Genomic DNA, 15088 nt, shown 5'->3' with positions numbered 1-15088 from the left:
TTTCGCCACAGAAATCCGGATGTTTGCTCACCCTCCCCTGGAGGGGTCCGAGACGAGCAAAGCTCGCTCGGGGGTCGACGCTCATGAAATGAGCGGCGGGGTGGGGTGACGGTCTCTCCGCGTCCAACAGTGCCCGAGTGGAGAGATCACCCCACCCCGTCTCGCATGTCGCTTCGCTCCACACGAGCCGACCCTCCCCCTCCGGGCCCTCCAGGGGAGGGTGACTATCGCCCCGCGCTCATCGAACGCAGCACCGCTTCGCTCGGCCAGCAATCGACCTTGAGGCCCGCCGACTTCTGATACGCGCCCAACGCCGCACGGGTCTGCATGCCCGCCCTTGCCGTCGAGCTTGTCCTTGTAGAGACCGATGCGCGTCAAATGACGCTGCATGGCCTCGACATCGGCGGAGCGCAACTGCGTCGAGGCCGACCACGGGGTTGCGAACGGTAGCGGGCTCGTCATGCGGTCAGCGAGATGGCCGACGAACAGCACATACAGATCGGAGAAATTGTATTCCTTGATGACGAAATAGTTCTTCGTCGTGAGGAACGACGGGCCGTAGATGCCCTCCACCTGTAATAGCGAGGCCGGCTGCGCCTGTTCGGCCGCACTCAGCCTTTGTCCGCGCACCGGCACAAAGCCGGCGCGCAGCCACTCGGCGATCGGCTTCGTCACCTCGGGCACGCCCATGGTGCAATCGGCATTGGCGGGCGCCTTGACCTCATAGGCCCAGCGCACGCCCGCCTGCCAGCCCTTGTTGACGAGCTGCTGCGCGGCGGACGCCAGCGCGTCCGGCACGGAATTCCAGATGTCGACACGACCGTCGCCGTCAAGATCGATGCCGTGCTTGTAGTATTCGGACGGCAGGAACTGGGTGAGGCCGGTGGCGCCGGCCCAGGACGAGCGGAAATCCTTGCGCGCCACCGCGCCCTCGCCGAGAAGTTTGAGCGCCTGAATGAACTCGGTGCGATACTGATCCTTGCGCCGGCCGAGATAAGCCTGCGTCGCGACCACGCGGAGCATATCGTGCGGCAACCGGTAGCGGCCGAAATCAGTCTCGCGGCCCCAGATCGCGAGCACGATGGATGCAGGAACGCCAAAACGCTTTTCGATCTCGGTGAGAGCGGCGCGATGCTTCTGCATCAGCTTCTGCCCTTCGGCCGCCAGCCGCGCGATCGAGGATTCCTTCACATAGTCGGCCGGCACCTGCACAAATTCGGCCTGCGACGGCGCGCCGGTGGGCGGCCGCCCGGGCAGCAAGAGATCGGGCAGTTTGTAGTCGGGCTCCAGTCCCTGCGTTTCGCGATCGAACGTCGCGCGCGACACGCCGGCCGCCTGCGCCTCAGGCCATAGCGAGGCGATGAACTGGGTGAAGGCGGCGTCGGCGGAGAACGCCGGTTGCGACGCGGCGAGCGTCACCGCAGCCACTATCAGAACTGCGGCAGCCGCCCTCGTTCGCAAAGCTGAAAATCCGATGATCGACAGGCCGCCCATCAATGCGAAGTGGCGCGCTTTGCTTCGTCGATAGCCATGTTCGACACCCGGTCGACATAGGCAATGCCGATGGCCGACAGAATGAAGACCGTGTGAATGATGGTCTGCCACATGACGCCGGTTTCGGTGTAGACGCTTTTTCCCGACGCCAGTGCACCGGCCTCGATGAAGGTCCGCAAGAGATGGATCGAGGAGATGCCGATGATCGCCATCGCCAGCTTGATCTTGAGCACGCTGGCGTTGACGTGACTGAGCCATTCCGGCTCATCGGGATGGCCCTGCAGGTTGAGACGGGAGACGAAGGTCTCATAACCGCCGACGATCACCATCACCAGCAGGTTCGAGATCATGACGACGTCGATCAGGCCCAGCACCGCCAGCATGATCTGCTGCTCGCTGAAATCGAAGGCATGGGCGAACAGATGCCACAGCTCCTTCAGAAACAGCACGACATAGACGCCTTGCGCCACGATCAGGCCGACGTAAAGCGGCAATTGCAGCCACCGCGAGCCGAAGATCAGCATCGGAACAGGGCGCAATGCCTTCCCCTTACCTTTCGGCGGCAAGGGTGTTTCGGGGGTAAGGGACATCAGAGGTGGCTCGCTGGAGGATTGGAACTGCGGAATGAAGCCTATATCTACGCACTGTCACCGCCGTGTGAAGCGACAACTGGCCGCAGCACAAGCGGGACACTAATCATGCAAACGCCCGATTGGTTCACCTCGTCAGCTTCTTGTACTTCACGCGGTGCGGAATGATGCTGTCCTGGCCGAGCCGGCGCATCTTGTCCTTTTCGTAATCCTGGAAGTTGCCTTCGAACCATTCGACATGGCTGTCGCCTTCGAAGGACAGGATGTGGGTGGCGATGCGGTCGAGGAACCAGCGATCGTGGCTGATGATGACGGCGCAGCCGGCGAAATCCTCCAGCGCCTCTTCCAGCGCGCGCAGCGTATCGACGTCGAGGTCGTTGGTCGGTTCGTCGAGCAGCAGCACGTTGGCGCCTGATTTGAGCATCTTGGCCAGATGCACGCGGTTACGCTCACCGCCCGACAGCGCGCCGACTTTCTTCTGCTGGTCGGCGCCCTTGAAATTGAACGACGAGCAATAGCCGCGCGAATTGACCTCGCGCTTGCCGAGCAGGATCAGTTCGTTGCCGCCGGAAATCTCTTCCCACACCGTCTTCTTGCCGTCGAGATCGTCGCGCGACTGGTCGACGTAGCCGAGGTGGACGCTCTCGCCGACGGTGATGGTGCCCTTGTCCGGCTCTTCCTGCCCGGTGATCATGCGGAACAGCGTGGTCTTGCCGGCGCCGTTGGGGCCGATCACGCCGACAATGCCGCCCGGCGGCAGCTTGAAGGTGAGATCGTCGATCAGCACGCGGTCGCCGAACCCCTTGGTGAGCCCTTCGAAATCGACCACGTTCTGGCCGAGGCGCTCGGCCACGGGAATGGTGATCTGCGCGGTCTGAGTCTGCTTCTCGCTCGCCTGCTTGAGCAACTCCTCATAGCGCTGATAGCGCGCCTTGGACTTGGCCTGGCGTGCCTTCGGTGAGGACGCGATCCATTCCTGCTCGCGGGCCAGCGTCTTCTGGTGCGCGGCCTCCTCGCGGCCCTCCTGCTCGAGGCGCTTCTGCTTCTGCACCAGCCAGGACGAATAATTGCCCTCGTAGGGAATGCCGCGGCCGCGGTCGAGCTCGAGGATCCAGCCCGTGACGTTGTCGAGGAAGTAGCGGTCGTGGGTCACGATCAGGATCGCGCCGGGATAATTGCGCAGGTGGCCTTCCAGCCACGACACCGACTCGGCATCGAGGTGGTTGGTCGGCTCGTCCAGCAGCAAGAGGTCCGGCTGATCGAGCAGCAATTTGCACAGCGCGACGCGGCGGCGCTCGCCGCCGGAGAGTTTTGTCACGTCGGAATCGTCGGGCGGGCAGCGCAGCGCGTCCATCGCCTGGTCGACCTTGCTGTCGAGATCCCAGAGACTCGCGGCCTCGATCTCGTCTTGCAATTTGGTCATCTCATCGGCGGTTTCGTCCGAATAGTTCATCGCCAGCTCGTTGTAGCGTTCGAGGATCGCCTTCTTCTTGGCGACGCCCAGCATGACGTTTTCGCGGACGGTAAGCGCAGGGTCCAGGTGCGGCTCCTGCTCGAGGTAGCCGACGCGGGCGCCCTCGGCGACCCAGGCCTCGCCGGTATATTCCTTGTCGAGACCAGCCATAATCTTGAGCAGGGTCGACTTACCGGAACCGTTGACGCCGAGCACGCCGATCTTGGCGTCCGGGTAGAAGCTCAGATGGATGTTATCGAGCACCTTTCGGGTCGGGTAGCTCTTGGTCAGACCCTGCATGAAATAGATGAATTGGCGAGCCATCGCGATCCTTGGAATCGTTGGATTTTACGGAAATTTGCTGCCGTGATGTAGCGGCGCGGCCCCCAAAGGGCAACCGCGGCGGGGCGTTTTCCATCCGTTCACCACGGATGAATACGGGATCGTCACCATGTCCGCCGAGATCCCGACAATTGAAACTATCTTTTAATAAATCAGGCGAAAACTCGTTTTCAGCGCCGAAAAAGGCGTCTTGAAAACAAGGGCCCGCGTCATGGCTACGATCGCTTCGGCATCCCTTTCCGCCCCGGCTCATGCAAGCGCCGGACTGGCAAAACCTTTGGCAGAACTCCGCGCTTTCTGGCGCCAGTTCGTGGCCAGGGCGTTCAACCCCTACCGCCCGGAACTGCACTATATGCGCGGCCCGGGACCGGCCTGGCGCGCCAAGCATCCCGGCCATTCGAACTGAGATTTCCTGGTTTTTGAGCCTGCCCTGCATTTGAGCCTGCCCTGCGTTTAGTCCGCTTGCGCCGCTACCGATTGCGCGCAACCATGGCGACCTTTCCGACGGCGTTTCCCGCCGTCATCCTCGCCATCAACGGACCTCTCAAATGACGCGGCTGCGCTGTGCAATCCTCGACGACTATCTCAATGTGGCGCTTAAGGTCGCCGACTGGTCCAAGGTCACCGACCGCGTCGACATCACGGTATTCAACCAGCCGTTTGCGAACGCGGAAGCCGCGGCCGCCGCGCTCAAGGATTTCGAGATCATCTGTGCGATGCGCGAGCGCACCCCGTTCCCGCGCACCATGTTTGCAGGCCTGCCCAACCTAAAACTCCTGATCACCTCGGGCTTGCGCAATGCCGCCATCGATATGGAGGCCGCCAAGGACCATAAGGTGGTGCTGTGCGGCACGAAATGGGGCCGCGACCCGACGGCGCCGCTGACCATGGGCCTGATCCTGGAGCTGACCCGCAATATCGGCCGCGAAAACGCCCGCATGCATGCCGGCGAGCCGTTGCAGGCACATGTCGGCATGGAGATCGAGGGTCGCACGCTCGGGGTGATCGGCCTCGGCAAGCTCGGCACCAAAGTATCGAAGCTGGCGCAGGCCTTCGGCATGAACGTTATCGCCTGGAGCCAGAACCTGACTGCTGAAAAGTGCAAGGAAGTCGGCGTCAGTTATGTGAGCAAGGAAGAGCTGTTCTCGACCGCCGACATCGTCACCATCCATGTGGTGCTGAGCCAGCGCACGCGCGGGCTAGTCGGACGCGATGACCTCGCGCGGATGAAACCGACCGCCTATCTCGTCAACACCGCGCGCGGGCCGATCGTCGACGAAGACGCGCTATTGGAAGCGCTGACGCAAAAGATGATCGCGGGCGCCGGCGTCGACGTGTTCTCGGTCGAGCCGCTGCCGGTCGACCATCCCTTCCGCAAGCTCGACAACATGGTGCTGACGCCGCATCTCGGCTACGTCACCGAGGACAGTTTTCGAAACCACTATCAGCAGATGGTGGAAGGCATCGACGCCTGGTTCAACGGCGAGCCGAAGCAGCGGCTCGCCTGAGAATGGCCGATCTCGCTCCCAACCAAAAACATCGAAAACAACCCCATGCAAAGTAGCAGGCAGCCGCTGGCATCGAGACTCCGAGCGTCCGCTTGCGGGGGAGGTCGGCGCGGAGCGCCGGGTGGGGGCTCTCTCCACTCGGGCAGTATCGCCCGCGGAGACACCCCCACCCGAGCCCTCCCCCGCAAGCGGGAGAGGGAGCGCACCTTCTGCGTGGTCGCAGTCAAATCTAATTTCACCAAGCTTTAGTCACGCTTACGCTGCGTGCTGCGTGGTTGCGCCGCTGGCGACCTCTGCAAATCCCTGACGCCACGACGGATGCGCCGGCTGCCAGCCTAGCTCCCGCCTGGCCTTGGCGTTGGAGCTTGCCTGCACCTCGGTCATCATGGAAACCAGGTGCTCGCCGGCGAACAACCGGCCGAGCCAAGCCGGCACGCGAATCGGCGGCCTGGCTCCGACCAGCGTAGCAAGAGCAGGCAGCCATTCGGCGACCGGCGCAGGGTCGTCGTCGACGATGCTGTAGATTTCGCCTGATATGCCGCGCTCGATGGCAGCGACGGTAGCGGACGCCGCATCATCGACATGGATGAACGACCACCTTCCGCCACCGCCGCCGATCAGCGGCACGCGGCGGCGCTGCACCTGTGCGATCATCGCGCGTGAGAGCATGCCGGTGTCGGGGCCATAGAACGATCCATATCGCAGGACGATCCCTTCGAGATTCGCCGAGCTGGTGACGGCGTCCTCCAGATACTGAATCGCGTCCAGCGTGCGGCGCAGTTGTTCCGGCGGATCGAAATCGAGCGGATCGGCCTCCGTCTTGATCGGTTCGCCGCTGCGACCGTAGGTCCAACCACAGAAGCTCTGGGCGATGAAGCGCTTCACGCCGGCCTCGCGCGCGGCTGCCAACAGAAAATCGGTGCCCTGCGTGCGCAATCGATTGGTGGTGGCGAACGCGCGATCGAAATGCCTGAGATCCGTGACCCCGGCAAGGTCGGTCATCTGGTCGATGATGACATCCGGCTTCGCTGCAAGCACTGCGGCGCGAATGGCCGACGCGTCGAGCCCATCGGCGATAGCAGGTTCCGCGCCCATCCGTCTGATGATCGCGGCCTTCGCCGCCGTTCGCGTCGTGCCAACGACGGAATGACCGGCCGCAATCAGGGCGGCAACGAGTGGACGGCCCACAGCGCCAGTGGCGCCTGCAACAAAGATCCGCATGGCAAATCCTCCTGCTGCTGCCCCACAATTATGGCCGGCAGGTAGTCGAAGGAAATGTGAATTCAAGCGCGCGAATGTGGCTGAAGGCCCACCCGGACTTGTTCCGCAAAGGCCAAGCCGCATCGCGCGCGGATCGACAACAAAAAGGCGCGCCGTGGGCGCGCCTTCGAAACGTCGTTGTGACTGAGACTCTTACCGAATCGTGACCGGCGCGGGCAGCGGCGGCACCACCGCCGGCTGCGCACTGGGAGCGGGCGCCAGTTGGGCCTGTGCCGGCCGGGGGGCTGCGGCAGCCGGGCCAGCGGCGGGCGGCGGAGCGGCTGACGCGCTTGCGGTATTGGCGGGCGGGGGGCCACCGGGCATCACCACCACGCGGGTACCGACCTTGGCGCGCTCGAACAGGTCGGAGACGTCCTCGTTCAGCATGCCGATACAGCCCGAGGAGACGAACTTGCCGATCGTCGAAGGTTGGTTGGTGCCGTGGATGCGGTAGATGGTCGAACCCAGATACATTGCACGTGCGCCGAGCGGATTGCCGGGGCCGCCGGCCATGAAGCGCGGCAGATAGGGCTGGCGCTCGATCATCTCGGTCGGCGGATGCCAGTCCGGCCACTCGGCCTTGCGGCTGATCTTCTGCACGCCGTTCCAGGTGAAGCCGTCGCGGCCGACGCGGACGCCGTAGCGAATCGCACGTCCGCCACCGAGCACGTAGTAGAGGTGGGTATTGGCGGTATCGACGACGATGGTGCCCGCGGGCTCCTTGGTCGTGAAGGCCACTTCCTGGCGGCGCAGATGCGGCGGAAGCTGCGCAGGGCCGACTTCCGGCTGCTCTTCCGGCGGCAGCGCGGCGAGTTGCACCGGCTTGCCATCAGCTCCAACGGCGGGTTGCTGCGACTGCGGGAGCGCGCCAGTGGCGGCGGGCGCGGCCGCCGGTGCAGCGCCGATGGCCCCCGGCGGGCGCAGGCCGGCGCGGTCGTCGTTCGGATAGACGATACCGGCGCCGGGAATGCGGCTATCGCCGCGGTCCGAATAGACCGGCTGCTGCGCACCGGGCGGGCGGTCCGCATAGATGACCGGCGGCGGACCGGCCGGGCGGCCGTAACGCGGATCGTCGGGCGAAAGGATCGGGCCCGTCGGCGTCGCGGCGCCACGGTCCGAATAGGCCGGGCCAGCGGCCGGCCGGCCATAGCGCGGGTCGTCCGGAGAAAGGATCGGGCCGGTGGGCACCGGGGCGCCGCGGTCCGAATAGACCGGGGCGGGCGCCGGGCGGCCATAACGGGGATCGCTGGGCGACAGCACCGGGCCGGGCGGCGGCAACGCAGCCGAACTCGGCGCGTTCGGCGCCTCGTCGTCTTCCAGTCCGTCGAAATCAGGGTCGCCGGGGCGGCGATCGTCAACCGCATAGCCACCGGGCACGTACGGTCCCGGAGCTGTCGAATAGGTCTGGCCGGGAGCTGACGGATAGCTCTGCGCATGGGCGAGCGAAGTTCCCGCCATGCCAGCGGCAATGGCGGCACAAATCGTCAAAATGCGGTTGTTCATCATCGCCTTTGTATAGACCCCAAGCCCCACCGGACGGTTAACGGCAGATGACGGAAGATCGCGGCGCATTCAAGACAAATCCACGAAATTCGGCCCAAGCCAGCCATTTGTGATCGCGGCCAAGCTGCGGCAAAGATGCCTCAGGACGGCGGAAATCGCCATCGGCGGGTGGTGCGCGACGTCGAACCGCAGATTTTGTAACGAAAAGCCGCCCGGCATTGAGATATTCTCAAATCGGCCTGATTCGCGTGCACCCCCCACCCCGCCGCATCCGGCCCGCACAGTGGTCACCGCGTTCCCTTGGCAAGCAATAACCCTTCAGAGATCAAGGAGGGTGGAACCCTGGTCCATGCTTCCCGGCTTTCGTTTTTTGTTCATCGCTATCGTGCTGTCGACGTCCATTCTGGTTTTTGGTCTTGGCGCTGCCGCCCTGTTGCGGGCCGCGCATGAGGAATTTGCCAATCTTCCCTCTCGACGGGCGGCGCCCGAGCCGATGTTCGCCCGCCAGATTGACGAGCAGCCGCCGACGCTGGCGCTGCTGCGCATCGACACGCCAGTCGTGCAGAACCCCACGGAGAGTGTTCCGGCCGCCACCGCTCCGGAAGCAACCGCGGACACCCCGGCACCGCCGACTGCGGACGCCAGTCCGGCTGAGCCCGAGAAACTGGCAGTGCTGAAGCCGGCAGAACCGATGCAAGTCGAAGTCGCCAAGGAAGTTGCAAAGGATGCCGCCAGGCCGGAACCTCTCGCGCGAGAGGCAAGCGCGGAGACCCCGCCCGCTCCGGCAGCCGAAGCTCCCGCTACCAATACGGAACTGAAGCTCGCCGCCATCCTGGAGACGCCCGGACCTTCAGCCGTGGCGACCCCGTCATCCCCGGCCGAGCCGGCGACGGAGGCAGCTTCACCTGAAGGCAGCCTCGCTGCGACCCGGATCGCGACGCTCGGCGGTCCCGCCGTCCTCATCGATGAAAAGACATCGGCCACGGAAGCGAAGCCGGATCGCAGCGCAATCAAGAAGCAGGCTGCACAGCGGGCCCGGGAAAAGCGGCGAATTGCGGCGGCGCGCCGCGCACGTCTGGCACGTGAGGCAGCGCTGACTCTGCAGCAGCAGCAACCCAATCCGTTCTTTCCGCTCCCGATGACGAGCGCGACGAGGTAACGTCCAAAATTTGAGGATCAGGCCGGGCCGGTCGCAACCGGGGGACCGTCGGCTGCGCCCCACTCCGTCCACGAGCCGTCATACAGCGCCGGGTTCTCGACGCCGAGACGATAAAGCGCCAGCGTCAGCACGGCGGCGCTGACGCCGGATCCGCAGCTCGTCACGATCGGTACATCGAGCTTCACGCCGGCGCCTGAGAACGCCGCCCGCAACTCATCGAGCGGCTTCATCGTCCCGGTCGCGGCATCGAACAAATTGTTGTAGGGCAGGCTGAGGCTACCCGGGATGTGCCCGGAGCGAAGTCCTGGCCGCGGCTCGGCAACCTTGCCCTGATAGCGTTCATTGGCGCGCGCATCGATCACCTGCTCGGCGCGGGTCGCGAGGTTTTCGACCAATTGCTGCATGCTGCGCGTGCGCCGCGCATCGAACGTCGCCTTGAACGTCGAAGGCTTCGGCGTCACCTGCCCGCTCTCGACCTTGCGGCCTTCCGCGACCCACTTCTTCAGGCCGCCATCGAGCACGCGCACGTCCTTGCCGAACGACAGAAACATCCACCACACCCGGGGTGCAGCGACCCAGCCGCCGGAATCATAGACCACGACGGTGTCGTCATTGCCGATCCCAAGCGCGCCGACGTCACGACCGAATTGCTCGGCGGGAGGAAACATGTGCGGCAGCGGATTGGAATGGTCGGACACCGCATCGACGTCAAAGAACACCGCGCCCGGAATATGCGCGGCGAGATAGTCGTCTTTCGGCAACGGCATCACGCCCGGCATCTTGAACGTGGCGTCGACGATTTTGACGTTGGGATCGTTCAGGTGCGCGGCGAGCCATTCGGTGGAGACGAGCGGGTCAGTGGTGGTGGGCATGGAATTGAAGTCTCCGGCATTTGCTGAGATCGTCATTGCCGGGCTTGACCCGGCAATCCATCGTTCTTCGGAACGATTCACTTCAGGGTGGACACGCGAGGTCAAGCCCGCGTGTGACGAGCTGCCCTATTTCTTCTTCGGCTCCCATTTCTCGACCGGACCGCCAGCGTCGCGCCAGGCGGCGAAGCCGCCACCCATATGCGCAACCGGCTTCAGGCCCATGTCCTGCGCGGTCTTGGCCGCGAGCGCCGAGCGCATGCCGCCGGCGCAATGGAAGATGAACTTCTTGTCCTCCTGGAAGATCGGCTTGGCATAGGGGCTTTGCGGATCGATCCAGAATTCCAGCATGCCGCGGGTGCAGGAGAACGCGCCGGGAATCTTGCCTTCGCGTTCGATCTCGCGGGGATCGCGGATATCGACGATCACGACGTTGGGATCCTGCGCCGCCTTGATGGCCTCAGTGGCGCTGACAGTCTCGATCTCGGCATTGGCTTCGTCGATCAGGGATTTGATACCGCGGTGAATGGTCTGGGGCATTTGTCACCTCTTTATGCTTGTGCCTGCCCTCGCGTGTCCCGGACGCGGCGCGGCACGGAGTGACGCGACGCAGAGCCGGGACCTACATCGCGGCCAACCGATGGGCCCCGGCTCTGCAGCGCACCGCTGGCGCGCTGCGCTACGTCCGGGGCGCGAAAGCCGTTACCGCACCAATTCCTTCATCGCGGCCTCTAAGCCTTCGATCGTGATCGGATACATCCGATCCGAAAGCAGCCGGCGGATGATGGTGGTGGATTCCGAATAGTCCCAGTGTTTCTGCGCCACCGGATTGAGCCACACCGTATGCGGATAGGTGCGCGTGATGCGCTCCAGCCAGACCGCCCCGGCTTCCTCGTTCACATGCTCGACCGAGCCGCCCGGCACCATGATCTCATACGGTGACATCGAGGCGTCGCCGACGAACACCACCTTGTAGTCGTGCGGATATTTGTGCAGCACGTCCCAGGTCGGCGTGCGGTCGGTGAAGCGACGCTTGTTCTGCTTCCACACGCCTTCATAGAGGCAGTTGTGGAAGTAAAAATATTCCATGTGCTTGAACTCGGATTTCGCGGCCGAGAACAACTCCTCGACCTGCTCGATATGGGAATCCATCGAGCCGCCGATGTCGAAGAACACCAAAACCTTCACCGCGTTGCGCCGCTCGGGGCGCATGTGCACGTCGAGATAGCCGTGGTTGGCGGTCTCCCTGATCGTGGTGTCCAAATCGAGTTCGTCGGGCGCGCCGGTACGGGCGAATTTGCGCAGACGGCGCAGCGCGATCTTGATGTTGCGGATGCCGAGCTCGACATTGCCGTCGAGGTCTTTGAACTCGCGCTTGTCCCACACCTTCACGGCGCGGTTGTTGCGGTTCTTCTCCTGCCCGATTCTGACGCCTTCGGGATTGTAGCCATGGGCGCCGAACGGCGAGGTGCCGGCGGTGCCGATCCACTTGTTGCCGCCCTGATGGCGGCCCTGCTGTTCCTTCAGGCGCTGGCGAAGCGTCTCCATGAGCTTGTCCCAGCCCATCGCCTCGATCTGCTTCTTCTCTTCCTCGGTGAGGTATTTTTCCGCGAGCTTCTTCAACCATTCGGCGGGAATGTCCGCCTTCTCCATGGCGTCCAGCAGGCTTTCCAGCCCTTTGAACACGGTGCCGAAGACGCGGTCGAACTTGTCGAGGTTGCGCTCGTCCTTCACCAAAGCGGCGCGGGAGAGATAGTAGAAATTCTCCACCGTCTGATCGGCAAGGTCGGCGTCGAGCGCCTCCATCAGCGTCAGATATTCGCGCAGCGTCACCGGGACCTGCGCGTCGCGCAACGATGTGAAGAATTGCAGAAACATAGGTTACAGATTGCCCGCCGGGCGGCACACGTCAAGGGCCAGAGCCTCTCAAAGGCCGGCGCATGGCTGTCAGGCCTAGACCGGGTGGGTTTTTCAATTACAATTGACCTGTAAAAGGCTTATTCCGGCAGGGGAAATTCAATGGGAATCGTAGCGGCGCTGGTCATTGGCGGTATTGCGGGCTGGCTTGCCGGGTTGATCGTGCGCGGCGCAGGCTTCGGGCTGATCGGCAATATCGTGATCGGCATCATCGGCGCGCTGCTGGCGAGCTGGTTGTTGCCGCAGCTCGGCGTCAGCCTCGGCGCAGGCTGGATCCGCGATATCGTCAACGCCACGATCGGCGCGGTGATCATCCTGGTGATCCTGTCACTGATCAGACGCTGACGAAGCCGCAGCAACTCCAATCGCGACCGCCGGACCGGCGGTCGTTTACTGTTCAGGCCGCGAGCGGCTGACGAACGAACCACAAGGCAAACGGATAGATGAAATTTACCGGCACCAAGGACTATGTCGCCACCGACGACCTCAAGGTCGCCGTCAACGCCTCGATCGTGCTCGAGCGCCCGCTGCTGATCAAGGGCGAGCCCGGCACCGGCAAGACCGTGCTGGCGGAAGAAGTCGCCAAGGCGCTCGGCGCGCCGCTTCTGACCTGGCACATCAAGTCGACCACCAAGGCGCAGCAGGGCCTTTACGAATACGACGCGGTGTCGCGGCTGCGCGACAGCCAACTCGGCGATAGCAGGGTTTCCGACATCTCCAACTACATCAAGCGCGGCAAATTGTGGGAAGCGTTCACCCACGACAAGCGCCCGGTGCTTTTGATCGACGAGATCGACAAGGCCGACATCGAGTTCCCGAATGACCTCCTGCTCGAACTCGATCGCATGGAGTTCTTCGTCTACGAGACCGGCGAGAACATCAAGGCGAGCCTGCGCCCGATCGTGATGATCACCTCGAACAACGAAAAGGAACTGCCGGACGCGTTCCTGCGCCGCTGCTTCTTCCACTACATCAAATTTCCGGACGCCGACACCATGGGCCGGATCGTCGACGTGCACTTCCCCGGCATCAAGAAGCGCCTGGTGGAGGAAGCCTTGCGCATCTTCTTCGAGGTGCGCGAGGTGCCGGGCCTGAAGAAGAAGCCCTCGACCTCGGAGCTGCTCGACTGGCTCAAGCTGCTGCTCAACGAAGACATTACGCCGGAAATGCTGCGGGAACGCGATCCGCGCAAGCTGATCCCGCCGCTGCACGGCGCGCTCTTGAAGAACGAACAGGACGTGCACCTGTTCGAGCGGCTGGCGTTCCTCAGCCGACGCGAAGTGTAATTCGCTGACGACTGCGACGCCAGAACCTGAGGTTCTGGCGTTTTGCTTTTCAGAACACGACCAAAAAAAAGAACAGGGAAGATGAACGTTCAAAGCCAGATCGACGCAACGTCGCCCCGCACGACGGAGCATTTCGACGTCCTGATCGCCGGTGCCGGCATCTCCGGCGTCGGCGCCGCCTATCACCTCACCACGCAATGCCCGGGAACGACGTTCGTGGCGCTCGAAGCGCAAAAGACCTTCGGCGGCACCTGGACCACCCACCGCTATCCCGGCATCCGCTCCGACAGCGACCTGCATACCTTCGGCTACCGCTTCAAGCCATGGACAACAGCTCCGATCGCAAGCGCTGCGGAAATCCTGAAATACATGGGCGAGGTGATCGAGGAAAACGATCTCGCCCGTCACATCCGCTACCGGCACACCATCACCTCGGCCAAATGGTCGAGCGAGGAAAACCTCTGGACCATCGAAGCCACGCGCACCGACACCGGCGAGAGGCTGCGCTTCACCACCAATTTCTTCTGGATGTGCCAGGGCTATTATCGTCACACCGAGGGCTATACGCCGGAGTGGAAGGACATGGCCAAGTTCAAGGGCCCGATCGTCCATCCACAGAAATGGCCTGACGACCTCGACTACAAGAACAAGCGCGTCGTCGTGATCGGCTCGGGCGCTACCGCAGCGACGCTGATCCCGGCGCTGGCTCCCGATTGCGCGCACGTCACCATGCTGCAGCGTTCGCCCACGTATTTTCGCACCGGGCGCAACGCGATCGAAATCGCCGAGGAGCTGCGGAAACTGCAGGTCGACGAGACCTGGATTCACGAAATCACACGACGGAAAATCCTGTTCGACCAGGACGCCTTCACCCGCAAGACGTTCAATGAGCCGGAAGCGGCTAAGAAGGATTTGTTGTCGGCGGTCGAAGCCTATCTCGGCAAGGACTACGACATTGCAACGCACTTCACGCCAAAATATCGGCCGTGGCGGCAGCGCATCGCCTTCATTCCTGATGGAGACCTGTTCCAGGGCATCAAGTCCGGCAAGGCTTCCGTCGTCACCGACGAGATCGAGAGCTTCACAGAGAAGGGAATCCTGCTGAAATCCGGCAAGGAGCTGGAGGCCGACATCATCATCACCGCGACCGGCTTCAATCTCTGCGCCACCGGCGACATCGAGTTTGCCATCGATGGCAAGCCGCTCGACTTCGCCGATACCGTGACCTATCGCGGCATGATGTTCACCGGCGTACCGAACCTCGTCTGGGTGTTCGGTTATTTCCGCGCGAGCTGGACCCTGCGCGTCGACCTCGTTGCCGACTTCGTCTGCCGGCTGCTCACGCACATGAAAGAAACCGGTGCGAAAAAGGTAACGCCGCAGCTTCGTCCCGAAGACCACAACATGCCGCTACTGCCGTGGATCGATCCGGAAAACTTCAATCCCGGCTACATGATGCGCGGCATGCACTTGCTGCCCAAGCGCGGCGACAAGCCGGAATGGCAGCACAACCAGGACTACTGGGCCGAGAAGGACGAATTCCCGGCGATCGACCTCAAGGACAAGGCGTTCGTTTACCGATAACCGTGGCTCGATACCGCCACGATCAGCGTCCCGAGCGGGACTGCGAGGCTATTGGTCGCATGGAAGTAGGTGTTGGCACGGCGCAAGAACTGGCCTGTCCAGTCCGCTGCGCGTGTTGACAAC

14 protein-coding genes and 1 pseudogene are annotated in these 15088 nt (G+C 63.2%); 6 read left to right on the top strand and 9 right to left on the bottom strand.

Going from position 1 to position 15088, the window contains the following annotated elements; all coding sequences use genetic code 11:
- Positions 1-224: 224 nt before the first annotated feature.
- From V1278_RS11380 to ettA, 3 genes and pseudogenes are all read right to left on the bottom strand, one after another.
- Positions 225-1494 (bottom strand): annotated as a pseudogene (locus V1278_RS11380) (lytic murein transglycosylase).
- On the bottom strand, positions 1494-2084 hold the full coding sequence (locus V1278_RS11375; protein WP_028347030.1) for a TIGR00645 family protein: 591 nt from the start codon (positions 2082-2084) through the stop codon (positions 1494-1496). The pseudogene V1278_RS11380 and the gene V1278_RS11375 overlap by 1 nt, the downstream one beginning before the upstream one ends.
- Before the next feature lie 127 nt (positions 2085-2211).
- Complete coding sequence (ettA, locus tag V1278_RS11370) at positions 2212-3861, bottom strand: energy-dependent translational throttle protein EttA (protein WP_334364524.1); 1650 nt, start codon at positions 3859-3861, stop codon at positions 2212-2214.
- 229 nt (positions 3862-4090) lie between these two features.
- On the opposite strand from ettA, the gene V1278_RS11365 reads away from it, so the two are divergent.
- Both V1278_RS11365 and V1278_RS11360 read left to right on the top strand, forming a co-directional pair.
- Positions 4091-4285, top strand: coding sequence for a hypothetical protein (locus V1278_RS11365; protein WP_334364525.1), 195 nt, complete (start codon positions 4091-4093; stop codon positions 4283-4285).
- Positions 4286-4427: 142 nt separating this feature from the next.
- Positions 4428-5387, top strand: coding sequence for a D-2-hydroxyacid dehydrogenase family protein (locus V1278_RS11360; protein ID WP_334364526.1), 960 nt, complete (start codon positions 4428-4430; stop codon positions 5385-5387).
- 255 nt (positions 5388-5642) lie between these two features.
- On the opposite strand, the gene V1278_RS11355 is transcribed toward V1278_RS11360, so the two are convergent.
- Positions 5643-6608 carry an NAD-dependent epimerase/dehydratase family protein gene (locus tag V1278_RS11355; protein ID WP_334380767.1) on the bottom strand — a complete coding sequence of 322 codons (966 nt, stop codon included), beginning with the start codon at positions 6606-6608 and terminating at the stop codon, positions 5643-5645.
- 192 nt (positions 6609-6800) lie between these two features.
- Complete coding sequence (locus tag V1278_RS11350) at positions 6801-8153, bottom strand: L,D-transpeptidase (protein WP_334368996.1); 1353 nt, start codon at positions 8151-8153, stop codon at positions 6801-6803.
- 346 nt (positions 8154-8499) lie between these two features.
- Here V1278_RS11350 and V1278_RS11345 point away from each other — a divergent pair, with 346 nt between their 5' ends.
- A complete protein-coding gene (locus tag V1278_RS11345) occupies positions 8500-9309 on the top strand; it encodes a hypothetical protein (RefSeq protein ID WP_334364528.1) in 810 nt (269 codons plus the stop codon).
- Between the two features lie 17 nt (positions 9310-9326).
- Here the strand turns inward: V1278_RS11345 and sseA are convergent, their stop codons facing one another.
- The 3 genes from sseA to V1278_RS11330 form a co-directional block, all read right to left on the bottom strand.
- A complete protein-coding gene (sseA, locus tag V1278_RS11340) occupies positions 9327-10181 on the bottom strand; it encodes a 3-mercaptopyruvate sulfurtransferase (protein WP_334380766.1) in 855 nt (284 codons plus the stop codon).
- Between the two features lie 126 nt (positions 10182-10307).
- Entirely contained in the window at positions 10308-10718 is a 411-nt protein-coding gene (locus V1278_RS11335) for a rhodanese-like domain-containing protein (protein ID WP_334364530.1), read from the bottom strand.
- A 162-nt stretch (positions 10719-10880) separates the two neighbouring features.
- On the bottom strand, positions 10881-12056 hold the full coding sequence (locus tag V1278_RS11330) for a vWA domain-containing protein (protein ID WP_065744441.1): 1176 nt from the start codon (positions 12054-12056) through the stop codon (positions 10881-10883).
- Positions 12057-12197: 141 nt separating this feature from the next.
- On the opposite strand from V1278_RS11330, the gene V1278_RS11325 reads away from it, so the two are divergent.
- The 3 genes from V1278_RS11325 (at position 12198) to V1278_RS11315 (ending at position 14965) form a co-directional block, all read left to right on the top strand.
- A complete protein-coding gene (locus V1278_RS11325; RefSeq protein ID WP_028347039.1) occupies positions 12198-12440 on the top strand; it encodes a GlsB/YeaQ/YmgE family stress response membrane protein in 243 nt (80 codons plus the stop codon).
- A gap of 98 nt (positions 12441-12538) precedes the next feature.
- Positions 12539-13381 (top strand): AAA family ATPase, encoded by an 843-nt coding sequence (locus V1278_RS11320; protein WP_057850028.1) that lies wholly within the window; start codon positions 12539-12541, stop codon positions 13379-13381.
- An 81-nt stretch (positions 13382-13462) separates the two neighbouring features.
- Complete coding sequence (locus V1278_RS11315) at positions 13463-14965, top strand: flavin-containing monooxygenase (protein ID WP_334380764.1); 1503 nt, start codon at positions 13463-13465, stop codon at positions 14963-14965.
- Here V1278_RS11315 and V1278_RS11310 read toward each other — a convergent pair.
- On the bottom strand, positions 14956-15087 hold the full coding sequence (locus V1278_RS11310) for a hypothetical protein (RefSeq protein ID WP_334380763.1): 132 nt from the start codon (positions 15085-15087) through the stop codon (positions 14956-14958). The two genes, V1278_RS11315 and V1278_RS11310, sit on opposite strands and share 10 nt — an antisense overlap.
- Between the last annotated feature and the right edge of the window lies 1 nt (position 15088).

The sequence above is a fragment of the Bradyrhizobium sp. AZCC 1577 genome, from assembly GCF_036924575.1.
Taxonomy (GTDB): Bacteria; Pseudomonadota; Alphaproteobacteria; order Rhizobiales; family Xanthobacteraceae; genus Bradyrhizobium.
Note: the sequence above shows the minus strand (reverse complement) of the source record. Positions and strands in the feature narration are given on the sequence as shown.

What these genes read in the sequence shown, in the direction of transcription:
- V1278_RS11330 (WP_065744441.1), bottom strand. Translation starts at nt 12,056, where the DNA reads ATGTTTCTGCAATTCTTCACATCGTTGCGCGACGCGCAGGTCCCGGTG.
- V1278_RS11375 (WP_028347030.1), bottom strand. Translation starts at nt 2,084, where the DNA reads ATGTCCCTTACCCCCGAAACACCCTTGCCGCCGAAAGGTAAGGGGAAG.
- V1278_RS11325 (WP_028347039.1), top strand. Translation starts at nt 12,198, where the DNA reads ATGGGAATCGTAGCGGCGCTGGTCATTGGCGGTATTGCGGGCTGGCTT.
- V1278_RS11365 (WP_334364525.1), top strand. Translation starts at nt 4,091, where the DNA reads ATGGCTACGATCGCTTCGGCATCCCTTTCCGCCCCGGCTCATGCAAGC.
- V1278_RS11350 (WP_334368996.1), bottom strand. Translation starts at nt 8,153, where the DNA reads ATGATGAACAACCGCATTTTGACGATTTGTGCCGCCATTGCCGCTGGC.
- sseA (WP_334380766.1), bottom strand. Translation starts at nt 10,181, where the DNA reads ATGCCCACCACCACTGACCCGCTCGTCTCCACCGAATGGCTCGCCGCG.
- ettA (WP_334364524.1), bottom strand. Translation starts at nt 3,861, where the DNA reads ATGGCTCGCCAATTCATCTATTTCATGCAGGGTCTGACCAAGAGCTAC.
- V1278_RS11335 (WP_334364530.1), bottom strand. Translation starts at nt 10,718, where the DNA reads ATGCCCCAGACCATTCACCGCGGTATCAAATCCCTGATCGACGAAGCC.
- V1278_RS11345 (WP_334364528.1), top strand. Translation starts at nt 8,500, where the DNA reads ATGCTTCCCGGCTTTCGTTTTTTGTTCATCGCTATCGTGCTGTCGACG.
- V1278_RS11360 (WP_334364526.1), top strand. Translation starts at nt 4,428, where the DNA reads ATGACGCGGCTGCGCTGTGCAATCCTCGACGACTATCTCAATGTGGCG.
- V1278_RS11315 (WP_334380764.1), top strand. Translation starts at nt 13,463, where the DNA reads ATGAACGTTCAAAGCCAGATCGACGCAACGTCGCCCCGCACGACGGAG.
- V1278_RS11355 (WP_334380767.1), bottom strand. Translation starts at nt 6,608, where the DNA reads ATGCGGATCTTTGTTGCAGGCGCCACTGGCGCTGTGGGCCGTCCACTC.
- V1278_RS11320 (WP_057850028.1), top strand. Translation starts at nt 12,539, where the DNA reads ATGAAATTTACCGGCACCAAGGACTATGTCGCCACCGACGACCTCAAG.